18 protein-coding genes are annotated in these 21285 nt (G+C 45.7%); 14 read left to right on the top strand and 4 right to left on the bottom strand.

Features of this window, described 5'->3' with window-relative positions; translation table 11 throughout:
- Positions 1-97 precede the first annotated feature (97 nt).
- A complete protein-coding gene (gene hutU, locus ACK8P8_RS10275; RefSeq protein ID WP_099293778.1) occupies positions 98-2107 on the top strand; it encodes a urocanate hydratase in 2010 nt (669 codons plus the stop codon).
- A 323-nt stretch (positions 2108-2430) separates the two neighbouring features.
- On the opposite strand, the gene ACK8P8_RS10270 is transcribed toward hutU, so the two are convergent.
- Complete coding sequence (locus ACK8P8_RS10270; protein ID WP_186976250.1) at positions 2431-3312, bottom strand: RluA family pseudouridine synthase; 882 nt, start codon at positions 3310-3312, stop codon at positions 2431-2433.
- Positions 3313-3559: 247 nt separating this feature from the next.
- On the opposite strand from ACK8P8_RS10270, the gene ACK8P8_RS10265 reads away from it, so the two are divergent.
- Entirely contained in the window at positions 3560-4633 is a 1074-nt protein-coding gene (locus ACK8P8_RS10265; RefSeq protein WP_369858884.1) for a DUF4925 domain-containing protein, read from the top strand.
- A 90-nt stretch (positions 4634-4723) separates the two neighbouring features.
- On the opposite strand, the gene ACK8P8_RS10260 is transcribed toward ACK8P8_RS10265, so the two are convergent.
- Entirely contained in the window at positions 4724-6613 is a 1890-nt protein-coding gene (locus ACK8P8_RS10260) for a PCMD domain-containing protein (protein ID WP_369858883.1), read from the bottom strand.
- Between the two features lie 336 nt (positions 6614-6949).
- On the opposite strand from ACK8P8_RS10260, the gene ACK8P8_RS10255 reads away from it, so the two are divergent.
- The 9 genes from ACK8P8_RS10255 to hisIE all read left to right on the top strand — a co-directional run bounded on the left by ACK8P8_RS10255 (position 6950) and on the right by hisIE (position 15535).
- The gene (locus ACK8P8_RS10255; RefSeq protein ID WP_369858882.1) at positions 6950-7987 is read left to right on the top strand and encodes a hypothetical protein; all 1038 of its coding nucleotides are present in this window, start codon (positions 6950-6952) and stop codon (positions 7985-7987) included.
- A 230-nt stretch (positions 7988-8217) separates the two neighbouring features.
- Positions 8218-9075: an ATP phosphoribosyltransferase gene (gene hisG, locus ACK8P8_RS10250; protein WP_186976253.1), complete on the top strand. Its 858-nt coding sequence runs from the start codon at positions 8218-8220 to the stop codon at positions 9073-9075.
- Positions 9076-9093: 18 nt separating this feature from the next.
- Entirely contained in the window at positions 9094-10374 is a 1281-nt protein-coding gene (hisD, locus tag ACK8P8_RS10245) for a histidinol dehydrogenase (protein ID WP_369858881.1), read from the top strand.
- Between the two features lie 144 nt (positions 10375-10518).
- Positions 10519-11550: a histidinol-phosphate transaminase gene (gene hisC, locus ACK8P8_RS10240; protein WP_369858880.1), complete on the top strand. Its 1032-nt coding sequence runs from the start codon at positions 10519-10521 to the stop codon at positions 11548-11550.
- A gap of 8 nt (positions 11551-11558) precedes the next feature.
- A complete protein-coding gene (gene hisB / locus ACK8P8_RS10235; protein ID WP_369858879.1) occupies positions 11559-12659 on the top strand; it encodes a bifunctional histidinol-phosphatase/imidazoleglycerol-phosphate dehydratase HisB in 1101 nt (366 codons plus the stop codon).
- Positions 12660-12764: 105 nt separating this feature from the next.
- Positions 12765-13349, top strand: a complete 585-nt coding sequence (gene hisH / locus ACK8P8_RS10230) for an imidazole glycerol phosphate synthase subunit HisH (RefSeq protein WP_369858878.1) — start codon at positions 12765-12767, stop codon at positions 13347-13349.
- Between the two features lie 5 nt (positions 13350-13354).
- Positions 13355-14053 carry a 1-(5-phosphoribosyl)-5-[(5-phosphoribosylamino)methylideneamino]imidazole-4-carboxamide isomerase gene (gene hisA, locus ACK8P8_RS10225; protein ID WP_369858877.1) on the top strand — a complete coding sequence of 233 codons (699 nt, stop codon included), beginning with the start codon at positions 13355-13357 and terminating at the stop codon, positions 14051-14053.
- A gap of 106 nt (positions 14054-14159) precedes the next feature.
- Positions 14160-14915, top strand: coding sequence for an imidazole glycerol phosphate synthase subunit HisF (gene hisF, locus ACK8P8_RS10220; protein WP_369858875.1), 756 nt, complete (start codon positions 14160-14162; stop codon positions 14913-14915).
- A 14-nt stretch (positions 14916-14929) separates the two neighbouring features.
- Positions 14930-15535 (top strand): bifunctional phosphoribosyl-AMP cyclohydrolase/phosphoribosyl-ATP diphosphatase HisIE, encoded by a 606-nt coding sequence (hisIE, locus tag ACK8P8_RS10215; RefSeq protein ID WP_369858874.1) that lies wholly within the window; start codon positions 14930-14932, stop codon positions 15533-15535.
- 10 nt (positions 15536-15545) lie between these two features.
- Here the strand turns inward: hisIE and ACK8P8_RS10210 are convergent, their stop codons facing one another.
- Together ACK8P8_RS10210 and purE are read right to left on the bottom strand one after the other, a co-directional pair.
- Positions 15546-17603: a helix-hairpin-helix domain-containing protein gene (locus tag ACK8P8_RS10210; protein WP_369858873.1), complete on the bottom strand. Its 2058-nt coding sequence runs from the start codon at positions 17601-17603 to the stop codon at positions 15546-15548.
- Between the two features lie 251 nt (positions 17604-17854).
- Positions 17855-18361: a 5-(carboxyamino)imidazole ribonucleotide mutase gene (gene purE / locus ACK8P8_RS10205; RefSeq protein WP_099293760.1), complete on the bottom strand. Its 507-nt coding sequence runs from the start codon at positions 18359-18361 to the stop codon at positions 17855-17857.
- A gap of 103 nt (positions 18362-18464) precedes the next feature.
- Between purE and ACK8P8_RS10200 the strand changes: the two genes are divergently transcribed.
- From ACK8P8_RS10200 to ACK8P8_RS10190, 3 genes are all read left to right on the top strand, one after another.
- Positions 18465-19004 (top strand): phosphoribosyltransferase, encoded by a 540-nt coding sequence (locus tag ACK8P8_RS10200; protein WP_369858872.1) that lies wholly within the window; start codon positions 18465-18467, stop codon positions 19002-19004.
- Positions 19005-19091: 87 nt separating this feature from the next.
- Positions 19092-20081, top strand: coding sequence for a GTPase ObgE (obgE, locus tag ACK8P8_RS10195; protein WP_099293756.1), 990 nt, complete (start codon positions 19092-19094; stop codon positions 20079-20081).
- Positions 20082-20164: 83 nt separating this feature from the next.
- On the top strand, positions 20165-21208 hold the full coding sequence (locus ACK8P8_RS10190; protein WP_369858871.1) for a DUF2776 family protein: 1044 nt from the start codon (positions 20165-20167) through the stop codon (positions 21206-21208).
- Positions 21209-21285 lie beyond the last annotated feature (77 nt).

Raw genomic sequence — 21285 nt, 5'->3', positions numbered from 1 at the left:
ACTGATAAGTAGGCTATACGCTGAAAATCGGATGATAGCGGTACTAGTTTGTATGCCGTGTGGTTATTGAAATAATAGATAGTAAAATATAATTATAATGACATTACAAGAGTTTCAACAATCAATCCGGGAAGGTATCCCGGCGGAGTTACCGGCTCCCAAAACGTACGAGCCGGAGATCAACCATGCTCCCAAGCGGAAAGATATTCTCACGAAAGAAGAGAAAAAATTAGCGATTCGTAATGCCTTGCGGTATTTTGACCCGAAACATCACGCCGTGTTAGCCCCGGAATTTGCCGAGGAGTTGGAAAAATACGGGCGTATTTATATGTATCGTTTCCGTCCCGACTACAAGATGTTCGCTCGTAATATCAATGATTATCCGCACAAGAGTTTGCAAGCCGCGGGGATTATGTTGATGATGAGCAATAATTTGGATTATGCCGTGGCGCAACATCCTCACGAGTTGATTACTTACGGGGGGAATGGTGCCGTGTTCCAAAACTGGGCGCAGTATCGTCTGGCGATGAAGTATCTGTCGGAAATGACGGACGAGCAGACGCTGGTGTTGTATTCCGGTCATCCGATGGGACTGTACCCTTCTCACAAGGATGCTCCCCGTGTGGTTGTGACCAACGGTATGGTTATTCCGAACTATTCCAAACCGGATGATTGGGAACGTTTCAATGCTCTGGGAGTTTCTCAATACGGGCAGATGACTGCCGGTTCATTCATGTATATCGGACCGCAGGGTATCGTGCACGGTACGACGATCACGGTTTTGAATGCAGGTCGCAAGATTTCCAAACATGGCGAGGGACTTGCCGGGAAATTGTTTATCACTGCCGGGTTGGGCGGTATGTCCGGGGCACAGCCGAAAGCCGGAAATATAGCCGGTTGTATCAGTATCACTGCCGAGATTAACCCGAAAGCGACACATACTCGCCATTCTCAAGGTTGGGTGGATGAGGTATTTGATGATTTGGATAAGTTGGTGGAGCGCGTGAAAGTTGCTCGCGAGAAGAAAGAGGTGGTTTCTATCGCTTTCCAAGGTAATATCGTGGATGTTTGGGAACATTTCGCGGAAGGAGATATTCCTGTCGAGTTAGGTTCCGACCAGACTTCTTTGCACAATCCTTGGGCGGGCGGATATTATCCCGCAGGCGTTAGTTTCGAGGATGCCAATCGTATGATGGCGGAAGAACCCGAACTGTTTAAACAGAAGGTGCAGGAATCTTTGCGTCGTCACGTGGCGGCTATCAATAAATGCGTGGCTCGTTTCAATACTTATTTCTTTGATTACGGGAACGCGTTCTTGTTGGAGTCTTCCCGCGCGGGTGCGGATATTTTGAAACCGAACGGTGATTTCAAATACCCGTCTTACGTGCAGGACATCATGGGACCGATGTGTTTCGATTACGGGTTCGGCCCGTTCCGTTGGGTATGTTCCAGTGGCGACCCGAAGGATTTGGCTAAGACCGACGAGATCGCGGCTCGTGTGTTGGAAGAGATCATGACTCATTCCCCGAAAGAGATACAACAACAGATGGCGGATAATATCCGTTGGATTAAGGCGGCGATGGAAAATCATTTGGTTGTCGGCTCTCAAGCCCGTATCCTGTACGCGGATGCAGAGGGACGTATCAAGATTGCCGAGGCTTTCAACAAGGCTATTGCTGCCGGTGAGATTTCCGCTCCCGTGATTTTGGGACGTGACCATCATGACGTGTCCGGTACGGATTCTCCTTATCGCGAAACGTCCAATATATATGACGGTTCTCGTTTCACTGCCGATATGGCAATCCAGAACGTGATCGGGGATTCTTTCCGCGGTGCGACTTGGGTATCCATTCACAATGGTGGCGGTGTCGGTTGGGGAGAAGTGATTAACGGCGGTTTCGGGATGTTGTTGGATGGTTCTGCCGATAGCGACAGACGTCTGAAGAGCATGTTGTTCTGGGACGTGAATAACGGAATTTCTCGTCGTAGCTGGGCGCGTAACGAGGGTGCCGTGTTCGCTATCAAACGTGCGATGGAGGCAAATCCGAATCTGAAAGTGACGTTGCCGAACTACGCTGATGACCAGTTAATAGAATCGTTGTTTTAGTCATAATATTTTGATATCGACGGGGAATGCTTTTCACGGGCATTCCCCGTTTTGTTTTCAAGGGATAAGTACATGCAGAATAACCCCTTTTATACCCGATTTGCCGGGAATAGGTTTCTGGTTGCTTTTTTGTTGCTTGGGTGTGCGAATGGCATGCGAGTAGCGTGTCTGTTTACAATCTGTTAAAACGTGGGCGAAGTGTGGGTAGTGCGTGGGCGAATAGTAGGCGATGCCGCCTACAATCCGCCCAAAAGCCACTCTAAATCCGTCCGAAAAGGTAGGTCGTCCCTTGAAATAGGGTTGTTAATTCTCGTGTCGCTCTTTTATTTGAATAAGGCGGTGAACTTGGCGGGTACGGGAGTTTCAAAATTCATTTCTTTTCCGGTGACGGGGTGAATGAAATGGAGCTTGAAGGCGTGCAATGCCAAGCGGCGCAAAGGATTCTTCATGGCACCGTATTTTTTATCCCCGGTGACCGGATGTCCTATCTCCTGCATGTGTACTCTGATTTGGTTCTTGCGACCGGTTTCCAGATCCAATTCGACGAGCGAGAACTGCCTGTCGGATTTTAATACGGTGTAGTTCGTGATTGCCAGTTTACCGTCTTTGGAGGAGTGAACGACGAAGGCGCGGTTTTCTGATATGTATGATTTTATTTGCCCGTGCTCTTGTCGCGGGCAGCCCTCGATGATAGCCACGTATTTTCGTTCCAGAATCATGTTATTCCAGTCTTTTTGTAGCTTTTCCTGTACTTTAGCGTTCTTCGCGAACATCATGATTCCGGATGTTTCTTTATCCAGACGGTGAAGGATGAAAACGTGGTTCCGGGGATTTTTGTTTTTCACGTAATCGTTCAATATATGATACGCTGTTTTCGTCTTGTCCCGTTCCGTTCCCATGGAGAGCAGGCCGCTCGCTTTTTCAGCGACGATTAAATCATCATCTTCATGCAGGATGGTCAACATCGGGTGGTGGAAAGGGGCTGCAGTTTTGTTCATGCCGACGGTGACCGTATCGCCCGGATTCAGACGTGTGTCAAATTGTGTGGTCGGGCGGTTGTTCACTTGTACAAGTCTGTGAGCGAGTAGTGATTTCACGGTAGTTCTACTTTGGTCGTGCAGAGCTTGTAACAAGAAAGGCATGAGAGTATTCTCCTCTTTGACTTCGAAGCTTCTGCTTCGCGGGGCCGGGTAATGGGATTTCATATGTTTATTTTTTAGCCGTTAATCCGAAACAAAGGTAGTGAAATAAAGTGTTAATTTTTATATTTGCGGGAATAGACATGTTAATTCTTGTTCTGTTGCGGAGATAGAGGCGATAATTTGTAACGCGGGCTTGGTCTTTGTTGTAAAAGAAAACCTAGGAATTTGTTCCGACGAACATGAAGTGAAAGTGTTTATAAAATTCCTGTTATCAAATAGAGTGTTATAAATAATCGGGTAATTTAAAGTTATGATGAGAAACAATTTTTTATTTTTAGTGCTGTTTTTGGGAGTTGTGTTATTTTCGGCATGTAGTGATGACGATAACAAAAAAAGCCCCAAGGACTTTAATGGTACCTATTCAGAGGCAAGCACGGATAATGTTTTAGATTTGAAATATAGTAATTCCGTGTTAGCTGGGAAAAGTGTAGATTTTAATTCTGCCGATGGTGTAAAAGCTACCTTAAAATTGAACAATGTTGTTCCGGGGGAAAAAGAAACGGTATTTTCGGATATCGTTTTGAATCGTGATAATTCTATTTACACGTTTGTTGCAGAGAATAAAAATGATGCCCGTAAGGTAACGTTGGATGGTTCGATTGAAAAGGGTAAATTAGCTCTTAGTGTTAATGTCGAATTTGAGGAGAATGATTTGATTGGTAAATGGGATATGTCGTCTGTCAGTATGACATGGAAACCTCATGATTATCCTTTGACAACAATAACTGTACAAATTTTTGGACGTCCGGTAGAGATGACTATCACGACAGGGTTGATAGCGACAATGGCTCCCGGTATGTTGGGAACGGAGTTAAAAAATTATTTACAAAATGTGACTTTCCAGAAAGATGGTAACATTGTTGCAACTTATAATGCGGCCACAGCCACGGAGGATAATCCGGAGCCGGAAGCCGACTGGCAATTGTCCCCGTTAAATTTAGCTCATTATTACGTGAAAGACGGGATCTGTTATGTCTTCTTGAACTTGGAGATGATTATGCGTCAAGTAGAAAAGGATAATGCAGGACGTTCCACGGGCGGTAGTTCGTTAGAGAATATTCTTGCTCAACTATTGGATGGGGGAGTGCCTGTTCATTTCGAGTTGACAACAGAAACAGGTGCGTTGAAAGTGTATGTTGATGAAGTGTTGTTAAAACAGTTGGGGCCTATTATTCCGTTAGTTAGTGGTTTGATTCCGGATGATGCTTCGTTTGAGTATATGGGAGTAGCTGTAGAACTCGGACCTATTATGGAAAATTTGCCGGGAGCATTGGAGGCTACTACTGAGATGCAAGTCGGTTTGAATTTTGTACCGGCAGAATAATTTGATTCGATTCTAACATATTGCAAGGTGTATCATTGATTAAAATGATACACCTTGTTTTTTCAAATATATCTGTAACTAAAGTGGACTTTATTGATAAGTTACTTCCAGCGATTTTATCCATAGAGTACTTTCGGGTGCACCTTTATAAGCATCACCTTCTTTACTTGGGGTACAAACGATGGCTATTTTGTATTTTTTGTTAGCTGGGTCGAATGAACCGTTTCCCGTGGGTTCAAAATTGATTGTTTTTTCAATAAAACTGTTTTGCACTCCACTACTGAAAGCAGCTTTTAAGATGACTTTCTTGGAATCGTTAATGTTTGTTCCATCCAGATAATCATCATAGGAATCCACTTCATACACATAGGCAATCAGAGAACATTCGTCTGTTTTGTCGGGTACTTCTTGTGCGGTGACTTTTGTATTTGCTCCTTCACCGGTGATTATCGTGTTGAAGAATTTAGGTCCCGGTGTGTATTTATAGGTGAATTTGAATGTTGCGGGTGTTTTTGTACCTCGATAAGCTTCTCCGAAATGAGTACTTTTTAGGGGTGCTAATGCATCTAATTCAAATGTACCGTTAAATAAGGTGCCTGCTGTAACTTTAGGCAATACAGCAATTAAAGCGTATCCGCCGTAAGTGTCTCTTGTCAGGATCTTGGCTGCATCGCCGTCTTGACTTACGGGGTAAGGTTCTGCTGTTAGAGTTTGACCAATAAACATTCCCGATAAAGGAAAAAAATCTGCGGCGGCATTAGAACTTGCCATATTTACAGGCACTTGGTATTTGGCTTCTTCGGGAGTAATCCAGTTTTCCATTTTGTAAACTGACTTGAATTCCGGCATTTTCTCCAAGCGGAGAGTTTTGGTGGAGGGATAGCGTACATCTTCCGGGGTGATATAATATCTTACGTCATATTTTTCTCCTTCGATTTTGGAAAAGTCTATAGCGTCTTTTTCCCCAAGTATTGCTTTTGTTCCGTCTGAATAGCGGACAACCACGGAATCCAAGGTTGCTCCTTTGGGAAGTTTGATTTCCGGGGTTAACATTAATTGACTGGCAGTAGCCGTTTCCCAGATTTTGAAAATATAAATGGAAGCTGTTTTCGAATTATCTGGTTGACTTGCCACTGCATCTCCTTTAACAGTTAGTTGAATTTTCGTATCTGTACTTTCAGTAACCGTGTCACCCGTGAAAGTAACGTTGACAGTTAGTGGTGTTGCATCGACAACGAGATTCAATTTCATGAGATGGTTTTCAATAATGGCTCCGCGTGCGGTTAGTTTTACTCCTGTTACTCCGGGGATTTCCAGATCAGAAATTTCTCTGTCTTTTGCGGTGAAACCGTATACATCTCCTCTTTTAACAAATGGAATCGTATCCAATTGGATTGTTCCTAAATTGATGCCTTGGAAAGAGAAATTTTCAATTTTCAAGCTAAGACAATTTGGGGCATTCTTGGAGGGCTTGCTCACGTATACGCGTTGAGTCATGGTTATAGGCTCCATGCCTAGACTGATAGCCATCTCTCCTTTGAATGTTTTATTATAGAAAGTTTCGGCACTTGTCGGTTCTCCTTCAATTTCTTTAATTGTGATGTTGATTTCCATGATATCATCCTCTACGTTTGCTTGTGCTTGAACCGCGTAACCACTGACATTATCTGTTATAGAGCCTGATAACTGACTGTAGTAAGAACGGCTGAGGGCTTCAAAAGTAACATTGGGAATTTCAAATTCGGGGAAACCGGGAACTATATTTATTAATTTAAAAGAGGTGGTATTGTTTTCATTTTGAATGATTTGTACAGAGGCATTTTCTGTCGCAGCAACACCGTCAATAGTAGCTTTTAGTTTTTCCCCGGAATATTGACCGATAACTTTATCTATTGTGGGTGGCACCGGATCATCATCGTCTTTACAACCGGAAAAGAATGCGATACTTAAAGCTAATAGCATTAAAAGTTTGTTTTTCATACTTCATTAAATATTAATTAGACATCTTTTTATAATCAAATTTGTGTAATATCAATAAACCTTCGTTTATTAATAGCGTATGAATAAATATTTTTCAAGTAAAATCAAAAAGAAGTATGGCACTATATGGCTATAATTTGTTGAATTTTTAAATTTTTAAAGAGGTGATAATTAAACATCTGTGAATCTTGAAGTGTTAAAATTGCAAATCACTTGTAACTTCTGATTAAAATTGCACGTTTTTTGCTGGGTAAATAGCTACGTGGCGTAATAAACGAAGGTTTGTTGATAGCACGTTTGATTATAAAAAGATGTCTAATTAATATTTAATGAAGTATGAAAAATCGGTTTTTATGGTTGTTGATTTTAGGGATGGCATTATTTACTGCTTGTAGTGATGACGATGATGATAAGAAAGCAGTAACTTACAACGGAGAAAATTTATCTCTTTCTCTTGGTGATTTTGTTCTTTCGGGTAAAGAGGCTGTTTTGGATGGTTCTGTTTTAACAGTGAAAAAAGCATTGCCGGGAGAGGCTGAAACAGTGTTTGCAGTCACTCGTGCAGGGGATAAGATTACGGGTAATAATACTAATACAAATCGAGAAGTAACTCTTGATGGAACTATTAGCGGAGATAAGTTGAGTTTGAATTTGATAGCGAAGATGAAATCTTCAATGACGGCTAAATGGAGTGTTACTTCTTTAGTTTTTAATTTGGATACGGATCAAGAGTCCGTTGATTTTTTAGGAAGTCCGATGCCGATAGACGATTTTAAAGAATTTATTGGTAATATAGGACAGTTACTTCCGGTGATGTTGCCGCAGTTGACGTTAAAGGATGATGGTAATATTATTGCTCGATATGTGACAAATATAGATGAATTGTTAACTAGTGGAACTCCTATCTATGGAGATTCGCCTGAAGGAATGGCATTATATAATGTTGTTGATAATAAATTGTACATTGCTTTAAATATTAATGGAATTATTGCTGATGCAACTTCTCCTAAGCAATCTAATGTTGGGCGTGCAGAATCGGTGAATCCTTTGCTTCAATTGGCTGCTGCTGCAAATGAGGGATTACCTTTGTTGATGAGAAAGACAGATGATGGTGTTGATATATATGTAAATAAAGAAATGATGCTACCTGTCGTGAAAATGCTACCTTCTTTATTGGAAAGTTTTGGGGAACAGTTAGGAGAATACAAAGAACTTGCGACTTCAATGGTGACAATGATAGTAGATCTTATTGAGAATAGCAATGAAACCGAAATCGGTTTGCATCTAGTTCCTTATGTAGAAGAAGCTCCTGCACCAGCAGCAATGGTATTGCCTCAGTCAGTTGAAAAATTCATGCAGAAATTTGCGGAATAATTTTTAGTTCTTATATTTGCAGCACGAAAAAGACAAAAATATGAATAGTACGTTACATCATATGCATCATCATTGCCATCACTGTTTTCAGGTGAGATGATGCTGTTGTGCTGTAATTAGAGATAAAGAAAGTATAAACGAGCTCGCCTGAATCAGGCGGGCTCGTTTTGTTTTTTTCGATATCATAAATAGCCTTTCCAGATTCAGTGCGACGATAAAATCGAATAAAGATGGTAAAATTGAAAGTCGCGATTCAGAAGTCAGGACGTTTGAACGAGGATTCCCTCGAATTGTTGAAAGAGTGTGGCATTTCCATTAATAACGGGAAAGAGCAGTTAATGGCACAGGCCTCTAATTTCCCGTTGGAGGTGCTTTATTTACGAAATTCGGATATCCCTCATTACGTGGAGGATGGGGTGGTTGACGTGGCGATTATCGGGGAGAACACGATAATAGAGAAACGGGCGAATGTATTGAAGTTGTTGGATTTGGGCTTTTCCGGGTGTCGGGTGTCGATAGCGATTCCGAAGTCGGAGGAGTTTACGGGGTTGGAGTGGTTGCAGGGGAAGAAGATTGCGACATCGTACCCGAATACATTGAATGATTTTTTACAGCAGAATAACATACAGGCAGAGGCTCACGTGATTACAGGGTCGGTAGAGATTGCGCCGGGGATTGGGTTGGCGGATGCGATTTGTGATATCGTGAGTTCGGGGAGTACGCTTTTCAAAAACGGGTTGACGGAGGTTTACACGTTATTCAAGTCTACTGCTGTTTTGGTGGCGAACCCGAATTTGGATGAGGAGAAACGGATGTTGTTGGAGCAATTGATGTTTCGGATTAAAGCGGTGTTGGCGGCGAAATGTAATAAGTATATTTTGTTGAACGCTCCGGAGGATAAGTTGGAAGAGATTTGCAGGGTGTTGCCGGGGGTGAAAAGTCCGACCGTGATGCCGTTGAGGATGAAAGGATGGTACTCGCTTCATTCGGTAGTGAACGAGAATCGGTTTTGGGAGTCGATAGGAGCTTTGCGTGCTGCGGGAGCAGAGGGGATACTGGTGGTGCCGATTGAAAAAATGATTGAGTAAAATTAATGTAATAAGGTTATGAATAAGATATTATATCCGAAAAGAGAAGATTGGGCGAAGGTATTGGAACGTCCGGTAAATAAGGGAGAGGATTTGGAAAAGGTGTGTCGGGCGGTGTTTGATGAGGTGGCTCGTGATGGGGATGAGGCGTTGAAGAAGTACACGTGGTATTTCGATAGGGTGAAGATGGCTGATTTTGAGGTAACGAACGAAGAGTTTGAAGCTGCTGACCGGGAGGTTGCCGTGGATTTGAAAGAGGCTATCGGTGTGGCGAAGGAGAATATAGAACGGTTTCACGAGGTGCAGCTACCGGGTATTAATGAATACGTGAACGCGAATGGTTTCCGTTGTTGGCAGGAGGCGAGAGCGATTGAACGCGTGGGGTTGTATGTGCCGGGAGGAAGTGCGCCGTTGTTTTCGACCGTGTTGATGTTGGCTATACCCGCACGTATTGCCGGATGTCGGGAGGTTGTGATTTGTACGCCTCCGGGACAGGATGGACGGGTGAATCCGGTGATTTTGTGGACGGCGAAACTTTGTGGCGTGAGTCGGGTATATAAAGTTGGGGGGATTCAGGCGATTGCCGCTTTGACGTTGGGGACGGGGACGATACCCCGGGTAGATAAGATTTTCGGACCGGGCAATCGTTTCGTGACGGCGGCTAAACAAATGGTCGGGCGTTACGGGGTGGCGATTGATATGCCGGCTGGTCCGTCGGAATTGATGATTGTGGCGGATGGAACTGCCTGTCCTCGTTTTGTGGCGGCAGATTTGTTATCACAGGCGGAACACGGTCCGGATAGTCAGGTGGTGCTTGTTACTTGCGTGGAGAGGTTGGTGGAAGAGGTGGAAAGAGAGTTGCGGGAGCAATTGGATAGATTGCCTCGCAAATCGATAGCGGAAATGGCGTTGAAATGTTCGAAGTACGTGGTGTTGAATAGTCGGGAGGAGTGCGTGGAGATGGCGAATCTTTATGCCCCGGAACACTTGATGTTGTGCGTGGAGGATTACATGGCGTGGGTTCCGCGGATACGGAATGCCGGTTCTGTTTTCTTGGGAAATTATTCGACGGAGAGCGCGGGGGATTATGCTTCGGGGACGAATCACACGTTGCCGACGAACGGGTATGCACGGGCGTATAGTGGTGTCGGGGTAGATTCTTTTATGAAGAAGATTAGTTTTCAAGAGATTCGCCCGGAGGGATTGGCTTATCTGGGGAAGACGATAGAGATTATGGCTGATAACGAGAATTTGACGGCGCACGGGAATGCGGTAAGGGTTCGAGTTGAAAGTTTGTAAGGTTTATAAAGTTCATAAGGTTCATAAAGTTCATAAGATTTATGAGGTTTATGGGCTGTACGGGGACTTTGTTCTCGGCAGCGAGGCTGCCGGAATACTTTATAAACTTTACGAACATTATAAACTTTATAAACAAACATGAAAATGGAGTTTGAGAATTTGGTAAGAGAGAATATACGGGAACTGGAGGCGTATTCTTGTGCCCGCGGGGAGTTCGAGGGAGCGGGGGCGGTGTTGTTGGACGCGAATGAGAATCCGTTCGCGTCGGGATATAACCGCTATCCGGACCCGTATCAGCGGGAACTGAAACAGCAGGTTGCCCGGTTGAAGGGGGTGGATGTGTCACGCTTGGTGTTGGGGAACGGGAGTGACGAGTTGATTGACATGTTGATACGGACGGTTTGTGTACCGGGGCGGGATAATATAATCGTGTTTTCTCCGGGGTATTCGATGTACGAGGTGAGCGCCCGGGTGAATGGCACGGAGGTGCGGAACTTGGTGCTGGACGATGATTTTATGCCGGAATGGGAGCGTATCTTTGAGCGGGTGGATGAGCGGACAAAGATTATTTTCTTTTGTACCCCGAATAATCCGGTGGGGAATGTCATTCCCTTGGATGAGATTCGGCGGGTTGCGTTGCGGTTTGAAGGGTTGGTCGTGGTCGATGAGGCGTATATCGACTTCGCGGATGTGCCGTCGGCAACAAGTTTACGGGGGGAGTGTCCGAATGTCGTGGTATTGCAGACGTTGTCGAAAGCGTGGGGACTGGCGGGATTGCGTGTGGGGATATGTATGGCGGAACCGGGATTGGTGAAGTATTTGAATAAGGTAAAGCCGCCTTATAATATCGGTTCGGTGACGCAACGGATGGCGTTGGAGGCGTTGAAGAACGTGGATTTGTTCCGTGAGAGAGTCGAGGAAATCAAACGGGAGAGGGAGCGTGTGTTGGTGGCATTGCGGGGTATGGCGTGTTTTGAACGGGTGTATGATTCGGAGGCGAATTTCTTGCTTGCGTGTACGCCTCGTTATCGGGAAGTGTATGATTATTTGTTGGCTCACGGGCTGGTTGTCCGGGTACGGCATATTCCGCCCCGGTTGGAGGGTGGTTTGCGCGTCACGATAGGGACGAGGGAGGAGAATGATTTATTGATTCGGGTATTAAAGGATTTTAGATGACGTGGTTTATGAAGAAGATTTTGTTTATAGATAGGGATGGAACGATTATCAAAGAACCGTCCGGTGATTTTCAAGTGGATAGTATGGCGAAATTGGAATTTGTGCCGGGAGTTATCGGGGCTTTGCGGGAGTTGGCGAGGGATACGGATTATCGGTTGGTTATGGTGAGTAACCAAGATGGCTTGGGGACGGAGCGTTTCCCGATGGAGGCTTTTTTGCCGCCTCATGAGTTTATGTTACGGACGTTGGCGGGTGAAGGCGTGGTGTTTGACGAGATTCTTATTGACGAGAGTATGCCGGAAGAGGGCTCCCCTCGTCGAAAACCGGGAATTGGTATGGTGGAGAAGTATTTGGGTGATGGGTTGGAGCGAGAGTATTCTTACGTGATAGGGGATAGGGTGACGGATATGCAGTTGGCGAAAAACATGGGAATACGGGGAATTTATTTGGGCGAGGAGGTTCCGGAGGGGTTACCCGTGGCTTTGTGTACTGGTTCTTGGGGAAGGATTGTCCGTTTTTTGAAAAAAGGCAGTCGCCGGGCAGTAAAAGAAAGAAAGACCGCGGAAACGGATGTGAAGGTTGCGCTTGACCTGAATGGTTCGGGAGAAGGGGATGTACGGACGGGATTGGCTTTTTTCGACCATATGTTGGAACAGGTTGCACGCCACGGGGGAATTGATTTGGTTGTTGCCGTGAAGGGGGATTTGCAGGTCGATGAACATCACACGATAGAGGATACGGCTATCGTGCTGGGGAGTTGTTTTGCCGAGGCGTTGGGGAGTAAGAAGGGGATTGGGCGGTACGGTTTTGCTTTACCCATGGATGAGGCGAAAGCGGAGGTGTTGCTTGATTTCGGGGGACGGGGTTGGTTGGAATGGAACGCGGTGTTTACCCGGGAGTACGTGGGGGATTTCCCGACAGAGATGACCAAACATTTTTTCGCTTCTTTTTGCCAGACGGCAAAGTGTAATCTGCATGTGACGGCGAAGGGAGAGAATACACATCACATGATTGAGGCTATTTTTAAGGCTTTCGGGCGTTGCTTGCGTGTGGCGGTGGAACAGAAGGACGGGGGAGAGTTGCCGTCGACGAAGAGTTTAATAGACTGATTAATTGATGATTTATGATTGAAGATTTTTGATTGAGGAATTTCTCAATTTTTCATGAACTAATATTTTAATCATAAATCGTAAATCTTAAATCATAAATCATAAATGGGAAAGGTTGTTATCATAGAATACGGTGCGGGAAATTTATTCTCGGTGGAAACGGCGGTGCGGCGGTTGGGATATGAGGTGGCGTGTAGTGCCGATGCGGAAGTGATACGGGCGGCGGATAAGGTCATATTCCCGGGGGTGGGGCAGGCTGCTGCCGCGATGCGCCAGTTAAAAGAGAGCGGACTGGATACGGTAATATCGTCATTACGGGTACCGGTGCTGGGGATATGTTTGGGGATGCAATTGATGTGTGAGGCTTCGGACGAGGGGAACACGGACGGGTTGGGTATTTTTCCTGTACGGGTGCGGAAATTCGGGTGCGAGAGCAAGGTGCCGCACATGGGATGGAACGGGATTCGGGAGTTGGGGAGTCCGTTGTTTGCGGGAGTGAACGAGGGTGAGAGGGTTTATTTCGTGCATTCCTATTATGTACCCGTGTGTGAAAATACGATTGCAGCGTGTGATTATCAGCGGGAATTTAGTGCCGCTATCCGAAAGGATAATTTCTGGGGATGTCAATTTCATCCGGAGAAGTCTGCTGAAACGGGGGCACGAATACTTGAGAACTTTTTAAAATGGTGAGTGATATGGAAAAGGAGATAACGATTATTCCGGCGATAGATATTATCGGGGGGAAGTGTGTGCGCTTGATGCAGGGAGATTATGACAGGAGTAAGGTTTATTACGATGACCCGTTGGAGGCTGTACGACGTTTTGAAGCGGCGGGAATGGAGAGGTTGCATCTCGTGGATTTGGACGGGGCGGCGGCTTCTCGTGTCGTGAATGTCGATGTGCTGGAAAGAATATGTAAGCATACACGTTTACGGGTGGATTTTAGTGGTGGGATAAAAGGGGAGGATGATATTTGCCGGGTGTTTGATGCCGGGGCTTCATTTGTTTGCTTGGGGAGTATGGCACAACAAGATAGACGGAAAACTACGCTGTGGTTGGAACGGTACGGGCGGGAGCGGGTGATTGTAGGTGCGGATGTCCGCGGGGAGCAGGTGTATATCAACGGGTGGAAATGCGGAACGGAAACAACGGTATTTGAATTGGTAGAATGGTACCGTCCCATGTTGAAATATTTGATGTGCACGGATATAGAGCGGGACGGGATGTTGGCGGGTGTGGCATTGCCTTTATACCGAGAGTTGGTGACCCGTTTCCCGGAATTGACGGTGATTGCTTCCGGGGGAGTGAGTTCAAAAGAAGACGTGAAGGCGTTGGCAGGTGTGGGAGTGACAGAGGTCATAGTGGGGAAAGCGTTGTATGAAGGGAAAATTTAATTAATTTATGATTTATGAATTACGATTTACGATTATTAGTTCGTGGGAAAAATCATAAATCGTGAATCTTAAATCATAAATCTTAAATCGTAAATCATAAATTGGTATGTTTTTAGCAAAGAGAATAATTCCCTGTCTGGATGTAAAAGACGGGAGGACAGTAAAAGGGGTGAATTTCGAGAATTTACGGGACGCGGGGGACATCGTGGAACTGGCTGAGCGTTATTCGAAAGAGGGGGCGGATGAGTTGGTATTTCTGGATATAACGGCGAGTTGTGACAAGAGGAAGACGATGGCGGAATGGGTGGAACGAGTGGCTCGTGCGGTGAATATTCCTTTTACGGTGGGGGGAGGAATATCATCGGAAAAAGATGTCGAGGTGTTGTTGCGGAAAGGTGCGGATAAGGTGTCTGTAAATTCGAGTGTGTTGACTGAGCCCGGTTTAATTAATCGGTTGTCGGAGGCATTCGGGCGACAGTGTGTGGTGGTGGCGATTGATGCGAAACAAGGGGCGAATGGTTGGCAGGTATATAGTCATGGCGGTCGTTTGGCGACGGAACGGGAGCTTTTCTCGTGGGCACGGGAGGCAGAGGAGAGGGGTGCGGGTGAGATTTTGTTCACGTCGATGGACCATGACGGGACACATCAAGGTTTTGCTTGCGATGCCGTGGCTCGACTGGGTGAAATGGTGCGGGTTCCGGTTATCGCATCCGGGGGAGCGGGGTGTATGGAGGATTTTTATGACGCGTTTGTTCGCGGACAGGCGGATGCCGTGCTGGCGGCAGGGGTATTCCATTTCGGACAGGTCGGGATACCGGAGTTGAAGTGTTATTTGAAAGAGAAAGGAATTGTTGTACGTTAAAAATAAAAAGAGAGATGATAGCATTGGAAAAATTGAAATTTGATGTGAACGGGTTGATTCCGGCAATCGTGCAAGATGCCGAAACCCGGGTGGTATTGATGCAAGGGTATATGAACGCGGAGTCTGTCGCGAAAACGTTGGATTCGGGTAAAGTGTGTTTTTTCAGTCGTTCCCGTCAACGCTTGTGGACGAAGGGGGAGGAAAGTGGTAATTTCCTGAATGTAAAAGAGATACTCGCTGATTGTGATAATGACTCGTTGTTGGTGAAAGCGATACCTGCCGGACCTACTTGTCACACGGGGAGCGATACGTGTTGGGGCGAGGTCAACCGGGAGAGTGATTTTCTGCATTATTTGCAACAATATTTGCGAAAACGTAAAAATGATTCCCCGGAGGTATCGTACACGGCAAGATTGATAGGCAAGGGTATTAACAAGGTCGCTCAAAAAGTGGGAGAGGAAGCCGTTGAACTGGTGATAGAAGCGAAGGATGATAACGAAGAATTGTTCTTGAACGAGGCGGCGGATTTAATGTATCACTATATTGTGTTGTTGATTGCCAAGGGGTACGGGTTGGAAGATGTGGAACGGGTGTTGAGGGGAAGACATACAGGGGTGTGAGTCCGGTTTGTTATATTCTGACTCGAACTTGGAAAGTAAAATCGAATAATTTGTTGTCGTCCACTTGTGTCAAAGAGGAGCTGATAATCGTTTTGTCCGGATAATAGATTACGCCGGCTTTGAGGTATAGCGTGATGCGGCGGACGGGTTTCCAATTCAGATTCAAGTAGGAACGTACGCCCCGTTCTTGGTATGCCGGGAAAGAATACCCGTAAAGTACGTTATGTTCGTAGGCGTATACGCGGGCATTGTAGCTGTCTGTATCAAAGTATGCCAAACGAAACTGGGCTTTAACGTTTTCTTCGCGGGAAGTATAGGCAATGTCTTGATAAACGAGAAAACCGGACTCTTTTTTCTCTTGTTTCGCGTAGCGGACATAGGTGGCACGGCTTTGTAGTTTCAGGCATTCACTGGGGATGTAGGAGAATTGGAGTCTGTATTCTTGTTTTACGCGAGTGACGGAGATGATTTTTTCTGCTTTGTAGTCTTCCGGTTTCCCCTCGTGTTTGAAACGCAGGCTACATTCCCAGCGGGGACGGGAGTAGGTGACTTCACCCGAGACCTCGTTTCCGGAACCGGGGAGTGTTGCTTGATAACGGGGCGCGAAGAAACGAAAATGGTCGTAGTACGCGTTAAGTTTCAAGTCGCGGAAAGGTGTACATTCCAGTCCCGCGTATATGCCTTCTTCGTTGGAGGTATTCGAGTATTCGGCGAATCCGCTGTTATAATGGGAGCGGAAGTCTTTATCGTATCGGCGATAAATGACGCTTAGTGCCGCGGGGCGGAAACCCGTGTAACGCAATCCGTTGATGGTTGCCCATGAGCCATTGTTGCCGCGGGCGATTTCCCCGAATAGAAAGCAGTGGCGGGCTCCTGTTTTATAGTCGATGCTGATGAGGGTGCGATGGCGTCCCCGGTCGTTGTATTGTTGGTAAGTGGATTGCCCGATGGCGAGAGCGGGGGTGAAATTGTAATATAGAATTTGTATTCCCGTTCGAAAGTAGCGGTGATTCAAGCGGGCGGAGAGTCCGGTTGTAAATTCTTTCAGCGTGTGTTTCTTCTCTGATTCCAGTGCGTTGCGGTGATAACCTGTTTGATAGAGTGTGGCTGTGCGTAAGGCTTCCGTGGTCAATGTATCCGTGTCGAGGAGGTTGCCGTCGGTCTTTTTGTAGGAGATGAATATTTCTGTTGTCATATCCCGAAAAGGTTGTAAGCTGATGGCGCCACCCCGGAGAAAGCGATTCTCGTCGGTGGAGAAGTAGGGCATGATGCCGTTTCCTGATTTTTCGTTACTCAGCGAAGCGGATGATTTGCCGGTAGAGAATCCGCCCCACGCGATTAATCCTTGTCCCCATTGTATTTTATAATCTCCGACGCATATTTTTTGAATGGTATTACCGGGCGTGTAGCAGAGGTGGGCGGAGAGAAAGTCGAATCCGGTTTTCTGGTTTTTCGTGAAATAATTCTCTCCCGCGTCGTTTTCGAGGGTGATACCCCCTTGCCAGCGGTTTCCGGCGGTAACTTTGTATTTTAACAAGGTGCTTACGGGCGGACCTTGGAAACGGTTTCTTTTTTTGGAGAGGTAATCTTTTTCATAAATGAATGCATCTCGGCTGTATCGCTTGTAACCGGCTTGTTTCGGGCGTGTGGTTTTGACGCGAGCCAGTATCTCGTGGTGCAATCGGGGAAGGCGGGGTGTACCGGGAGTGTAATCCCCGATGCGGATAAAGGGTTTGATGTTTTCTAAATCTCTAGTGCCGATACCTGTAACCAATAGAATCTCGTTCGGGTGCATGAAAGCACCATGCTTTTCCCGAAATTCCAGTAAATTGTCAATCTGTGCATCTGACAGGAAAAAGAGCATTTTCAGGCTATCGAAAGATGCGGAATTAATATTTATAGGGTTTGTGGACAGATTCAAAAGGGTTGCCACGATATCTTCATAATAAGCTTCGGAAGCTTCCACGTCATTGTCTTGCAATAATTTCTCTATATCCGTGATTTCCTGCGAGTGAAGAATGGCAGGGAGCATGAATAGAAATATACAGAAAAGTACTGCTCTACACATCTTTGGAAGTTTAGGTTATTGGTATGAAAGACGACTTTGGAGCCGCATATCCAAAGATATGAAATTTATAAGTTATAACTTATAAAAATGGGGAAAATGTGAATTTTATCAAGTACGATTAATAAGAGGATGTGGCAAAACACATCCTCTGGTCTGTAAGGTCTATAAAGTCCATCATGTCATAAAGTCAAGAGTATTTATGAACCGAAGGTTCGTCTTTTATAGACTAGAGGTGTGTAAAACACACCTCCTTAATTCGTCTTGTAATCGTATTTTACTTTTGCCAGTTCATTGTTGGCGTCAACGATTTTCTTTTTCAAGGATTCTTTGAAATCAACGATTTTCGCTTTTAATGCATTGTCACCCACGGCAAGAATCTGTGCTGCCAATATTCCGGCGTTCATGGCTCCGTTGATGGCTGTGGTGGCGACAGGGATGCCCGGGGGCATTTGGGCGATAGCCAAGAGGGCGTCCATACCGTCGAGGGAGGCATTGATGGGTACTCCGATAACGGGGACGGGAGTCATGGCGGCGATAACACCCGGCAGGTGTGCTGCCATTCCGGCTCCGGCGATGATAACTTCGATGCCCCGTTCGCGAGCGCCTTTGGCGAAGGCTTCCACTTCTGCCGGCGTGCGGTGAGCGGAAAGAGCATTGATTTCGAAAGGTATGCAAAAGTCATTCAATACTTTCGCGGCTTTTTCCATAACGGGTAGATCAGAAGTGCTACCCATGATAATACTTACTTTTGGATCCATATTTTTACCGGATTTTAAATTCAAAGTTGTACTTTTGCGCAAAGTTAAATAAAAAAACGAGTCCGAAGACGGAAAACAGTCATTCGGGAGAAATATTTGTGATATGAAAACAATCAGGCTGCATGACCGGGATTTCCGGTTATTGCTCGGGGCAGAGGAGATTGAACAGGCGATAGACCGGGTTGCCCGACAAATGAATAAGGATTTGGCAGGGGAATCTCCCTTGTTTATTGGTGTTCTGAACGGGGCTTTTATGTTCGTGTCCGATTTGCTGAAGAAAATCACGGTGGAAGGGACAGAAATCAGTTTCGTGAAGATTGCCTCGTATGACGGGCTTGCTTCTTCCGGAAACGTGCAGAACTTGATAGGTTTGAAAGAAGATATTGCCGGACGTACTGTCGTGGTTTTGGAAGATATGGTAGATTCGGGAGAGTCTATGGTATACTTAAAGCGTATGTTGGAGGAGAGGAACCCGAAACAAGTGAAGATTGCGGCTATGTTTTATAAGCCGGGGGCTTTGAGGTATGACTTGACTCTTGATTACACGTGCATTGCCTTGGGAAACGACTTTGTGGTCGGGCGAGGCTTGGATTACGATGGGGTGGGACGGAATCTACCGGACTTGTATACAATTGAAAGTTGAAAATTGAAAATTGAAAATGACGAGTGAATGATGTCATTTTTAATTTGGAATCTAAAATCATAAATCATAAATCTAAAATAAAAAAGGATGGCATCAACGAACTTTGTCGATTACGTGAAAATTTTCTGTCGTAGCGGAGCCGGGGGACCGGGCTCCATGCATTTGCACCGGGATAAGCGTTCCGCTAAAGGCGGGCCTGACGGGGGAAATGGAGGACGCGGCGGTCACGTGATTTTGCGTGGGAATCGTAATTATTGGACATTGATTCACTTGAAATTCCAACGTCACGTGTTCGCGGGCGACGGGGAGAGTGGAAGCGGTAATTTGTGTACAGGGGCGGACGGGGAAGATGTAATCGTGGACGTGCCTCTCGGGACAGTGGCTCGGGATGCGGACACGGGTGAAACGGTTTGTGAGATTACCCGGGACGGTGAAACGGCTATTGCCGTTCGCGGAGGACGAGGTGGTCTTGGAAACTGGAATTTCCGTTCTGCCACGAATCAGACACCTCGTTATGCGCAACCCGGGGAACCGCGCGTGGAGCGTACCGTGATTATGGAGTTGAAAGTACTTGCCGACGTGGGATTGGTGGGATTCCCGAATGCCGGAAAATCGACCTTGTTGTCCGTGGTGTCGGCAGCGAAACCGGAGATTGCCAATTATCCTTTTACAACGTTGGTACCGAACTTGGGAATCGTGAATTACCGGGATAATCGTTCTTTTGTTATGGCGGATATCCCCGGTATCATTGAGGGGGCTCACCTTGGTAAAGGATTGGGATTGCGATTCTTGCGTCATATCGAGCGAAATTCGGTATTATTATTTATGGTGCCGTGTGATAGTAAGGACATTCACGAGGAGTACCGGATATTGCTGAACGAGTTGAAGCAATTTAATCCGGAATTGTTGGATAAAAGAAGATTGCTGGCAATCACGAAGTCCGATTTCATAGACCGGGAACTCATGGCGGAAATAGAACAGGACTTGCCGGATATTCCTTACGTTTTTATTTCTTCCGTCACGGGAAGCGGCATCACGGAGTTGAAAGATATGTTGTGGAAGGTACTGAATGATTAGGTTTTTTAATATAATTTTCAAAGAAACGGGTTAACCGAATATGTTAATCGCCGTATATGCATAGGTATTAAAATGAATTGCTTATGAATTACGGTATTAGTGTTTTGTTTCGTTTAATTCCCTTATTGATGGCGTTGATTTGCTTCTTTTTCGGGGGGTATATTTTCGGTTACGGGAATGATGAAGCTCGTTGGGTGGCAGGGCCGGTCGTGTTTTCATTAGGAGTTCTTTGTTTAGCCCTTTATGCCACGGCTGCCACGATCATTCGTCAGTTGATCCACACGTATAATCCTGTGGCGAAGTATTTGTTGCCTGCCATGGGGTATTTGTTTGCTTTGGGTACTATGATTTTGGGGATCACTTTGTTGAACATAGCGGAACCGCAGAATATGTTCGTGCCGGGGCACGTGATTTGCGGGGTGGCATTAATTGCCGGTTGTATCTCGACGGCGGCGACTTCATCGACTAAATTTACATTGATTCCGGGAAATTCCCACGGGACGAGCGATAAAATTAACCCGGCAGGTTTTTCAGCGACGACGGAATCCACGCTGATTGGAATCACTATCGTGCTGGCTTTGGTGGCATGGGTATGGGCTATTGTTTTGTTGTCCGGGGCTTCCGAGGGCGACCATCTGGTTGCCGGGAGTGTCATGGCGGGCTTGGCTTGTATATGCACGAGTCTGATTGGTTTGGTTGCAAGTATTTCCCGTCAGATCAGGAATGATTACGGGGAAAAAGATAGAAAAAATTGGCCTAGACTGGTATTTTTCATGGGGACTATCTGTATTGTAGGGGGAATTGTAGAGTTGTTGGCTGCAGCGGCTCCCGTGAATACTACCGGTTTTATCTTGATTGGCCTCGGGCTGGTTTGTTTCAGTATTTCCAGTAAGGTTCTTTTATTGGCAAAGGTGTGGCGTCAAGAATGTAAATTGGCGAACCGGATACCTTTGATTCCGGTCATGACAGCTTTGTTTGCTCTTTTCTTGGGAGCCTTCCTTTTTGAAGAGGCGTCACTGGATAACGCTTTCTTTGTACCTTCGCGTGTACTGATCGGTTTGGGAGCGATATGCTTTTCCCTGTTCTCGATTGTCAGTATTCTGGAAAGCGGTACATCGAGCAAATAACTATACTTTCGGAGGTTTTGATTTGAGTTTATATTTCGTGTCGTGAGGACTCTCTGCAAAGGGTTCTCACGATTTTT

The sequence above is a fragment of the Butyricimonas muris genome, from assembly GCF_046365375.1.
GTDB classification, from domain to species: Bacteria; Bacteroidota; Bacteroidia; order Bacteroidales; family Marinifilaceae; genus Butyricimonas; species Butyricimonas muris.
The sequence above is the reverse complement of the archived record's forward strand: the minus strand, read 5'-3'. Positions and strand labels throughout refer to the sequence as shown.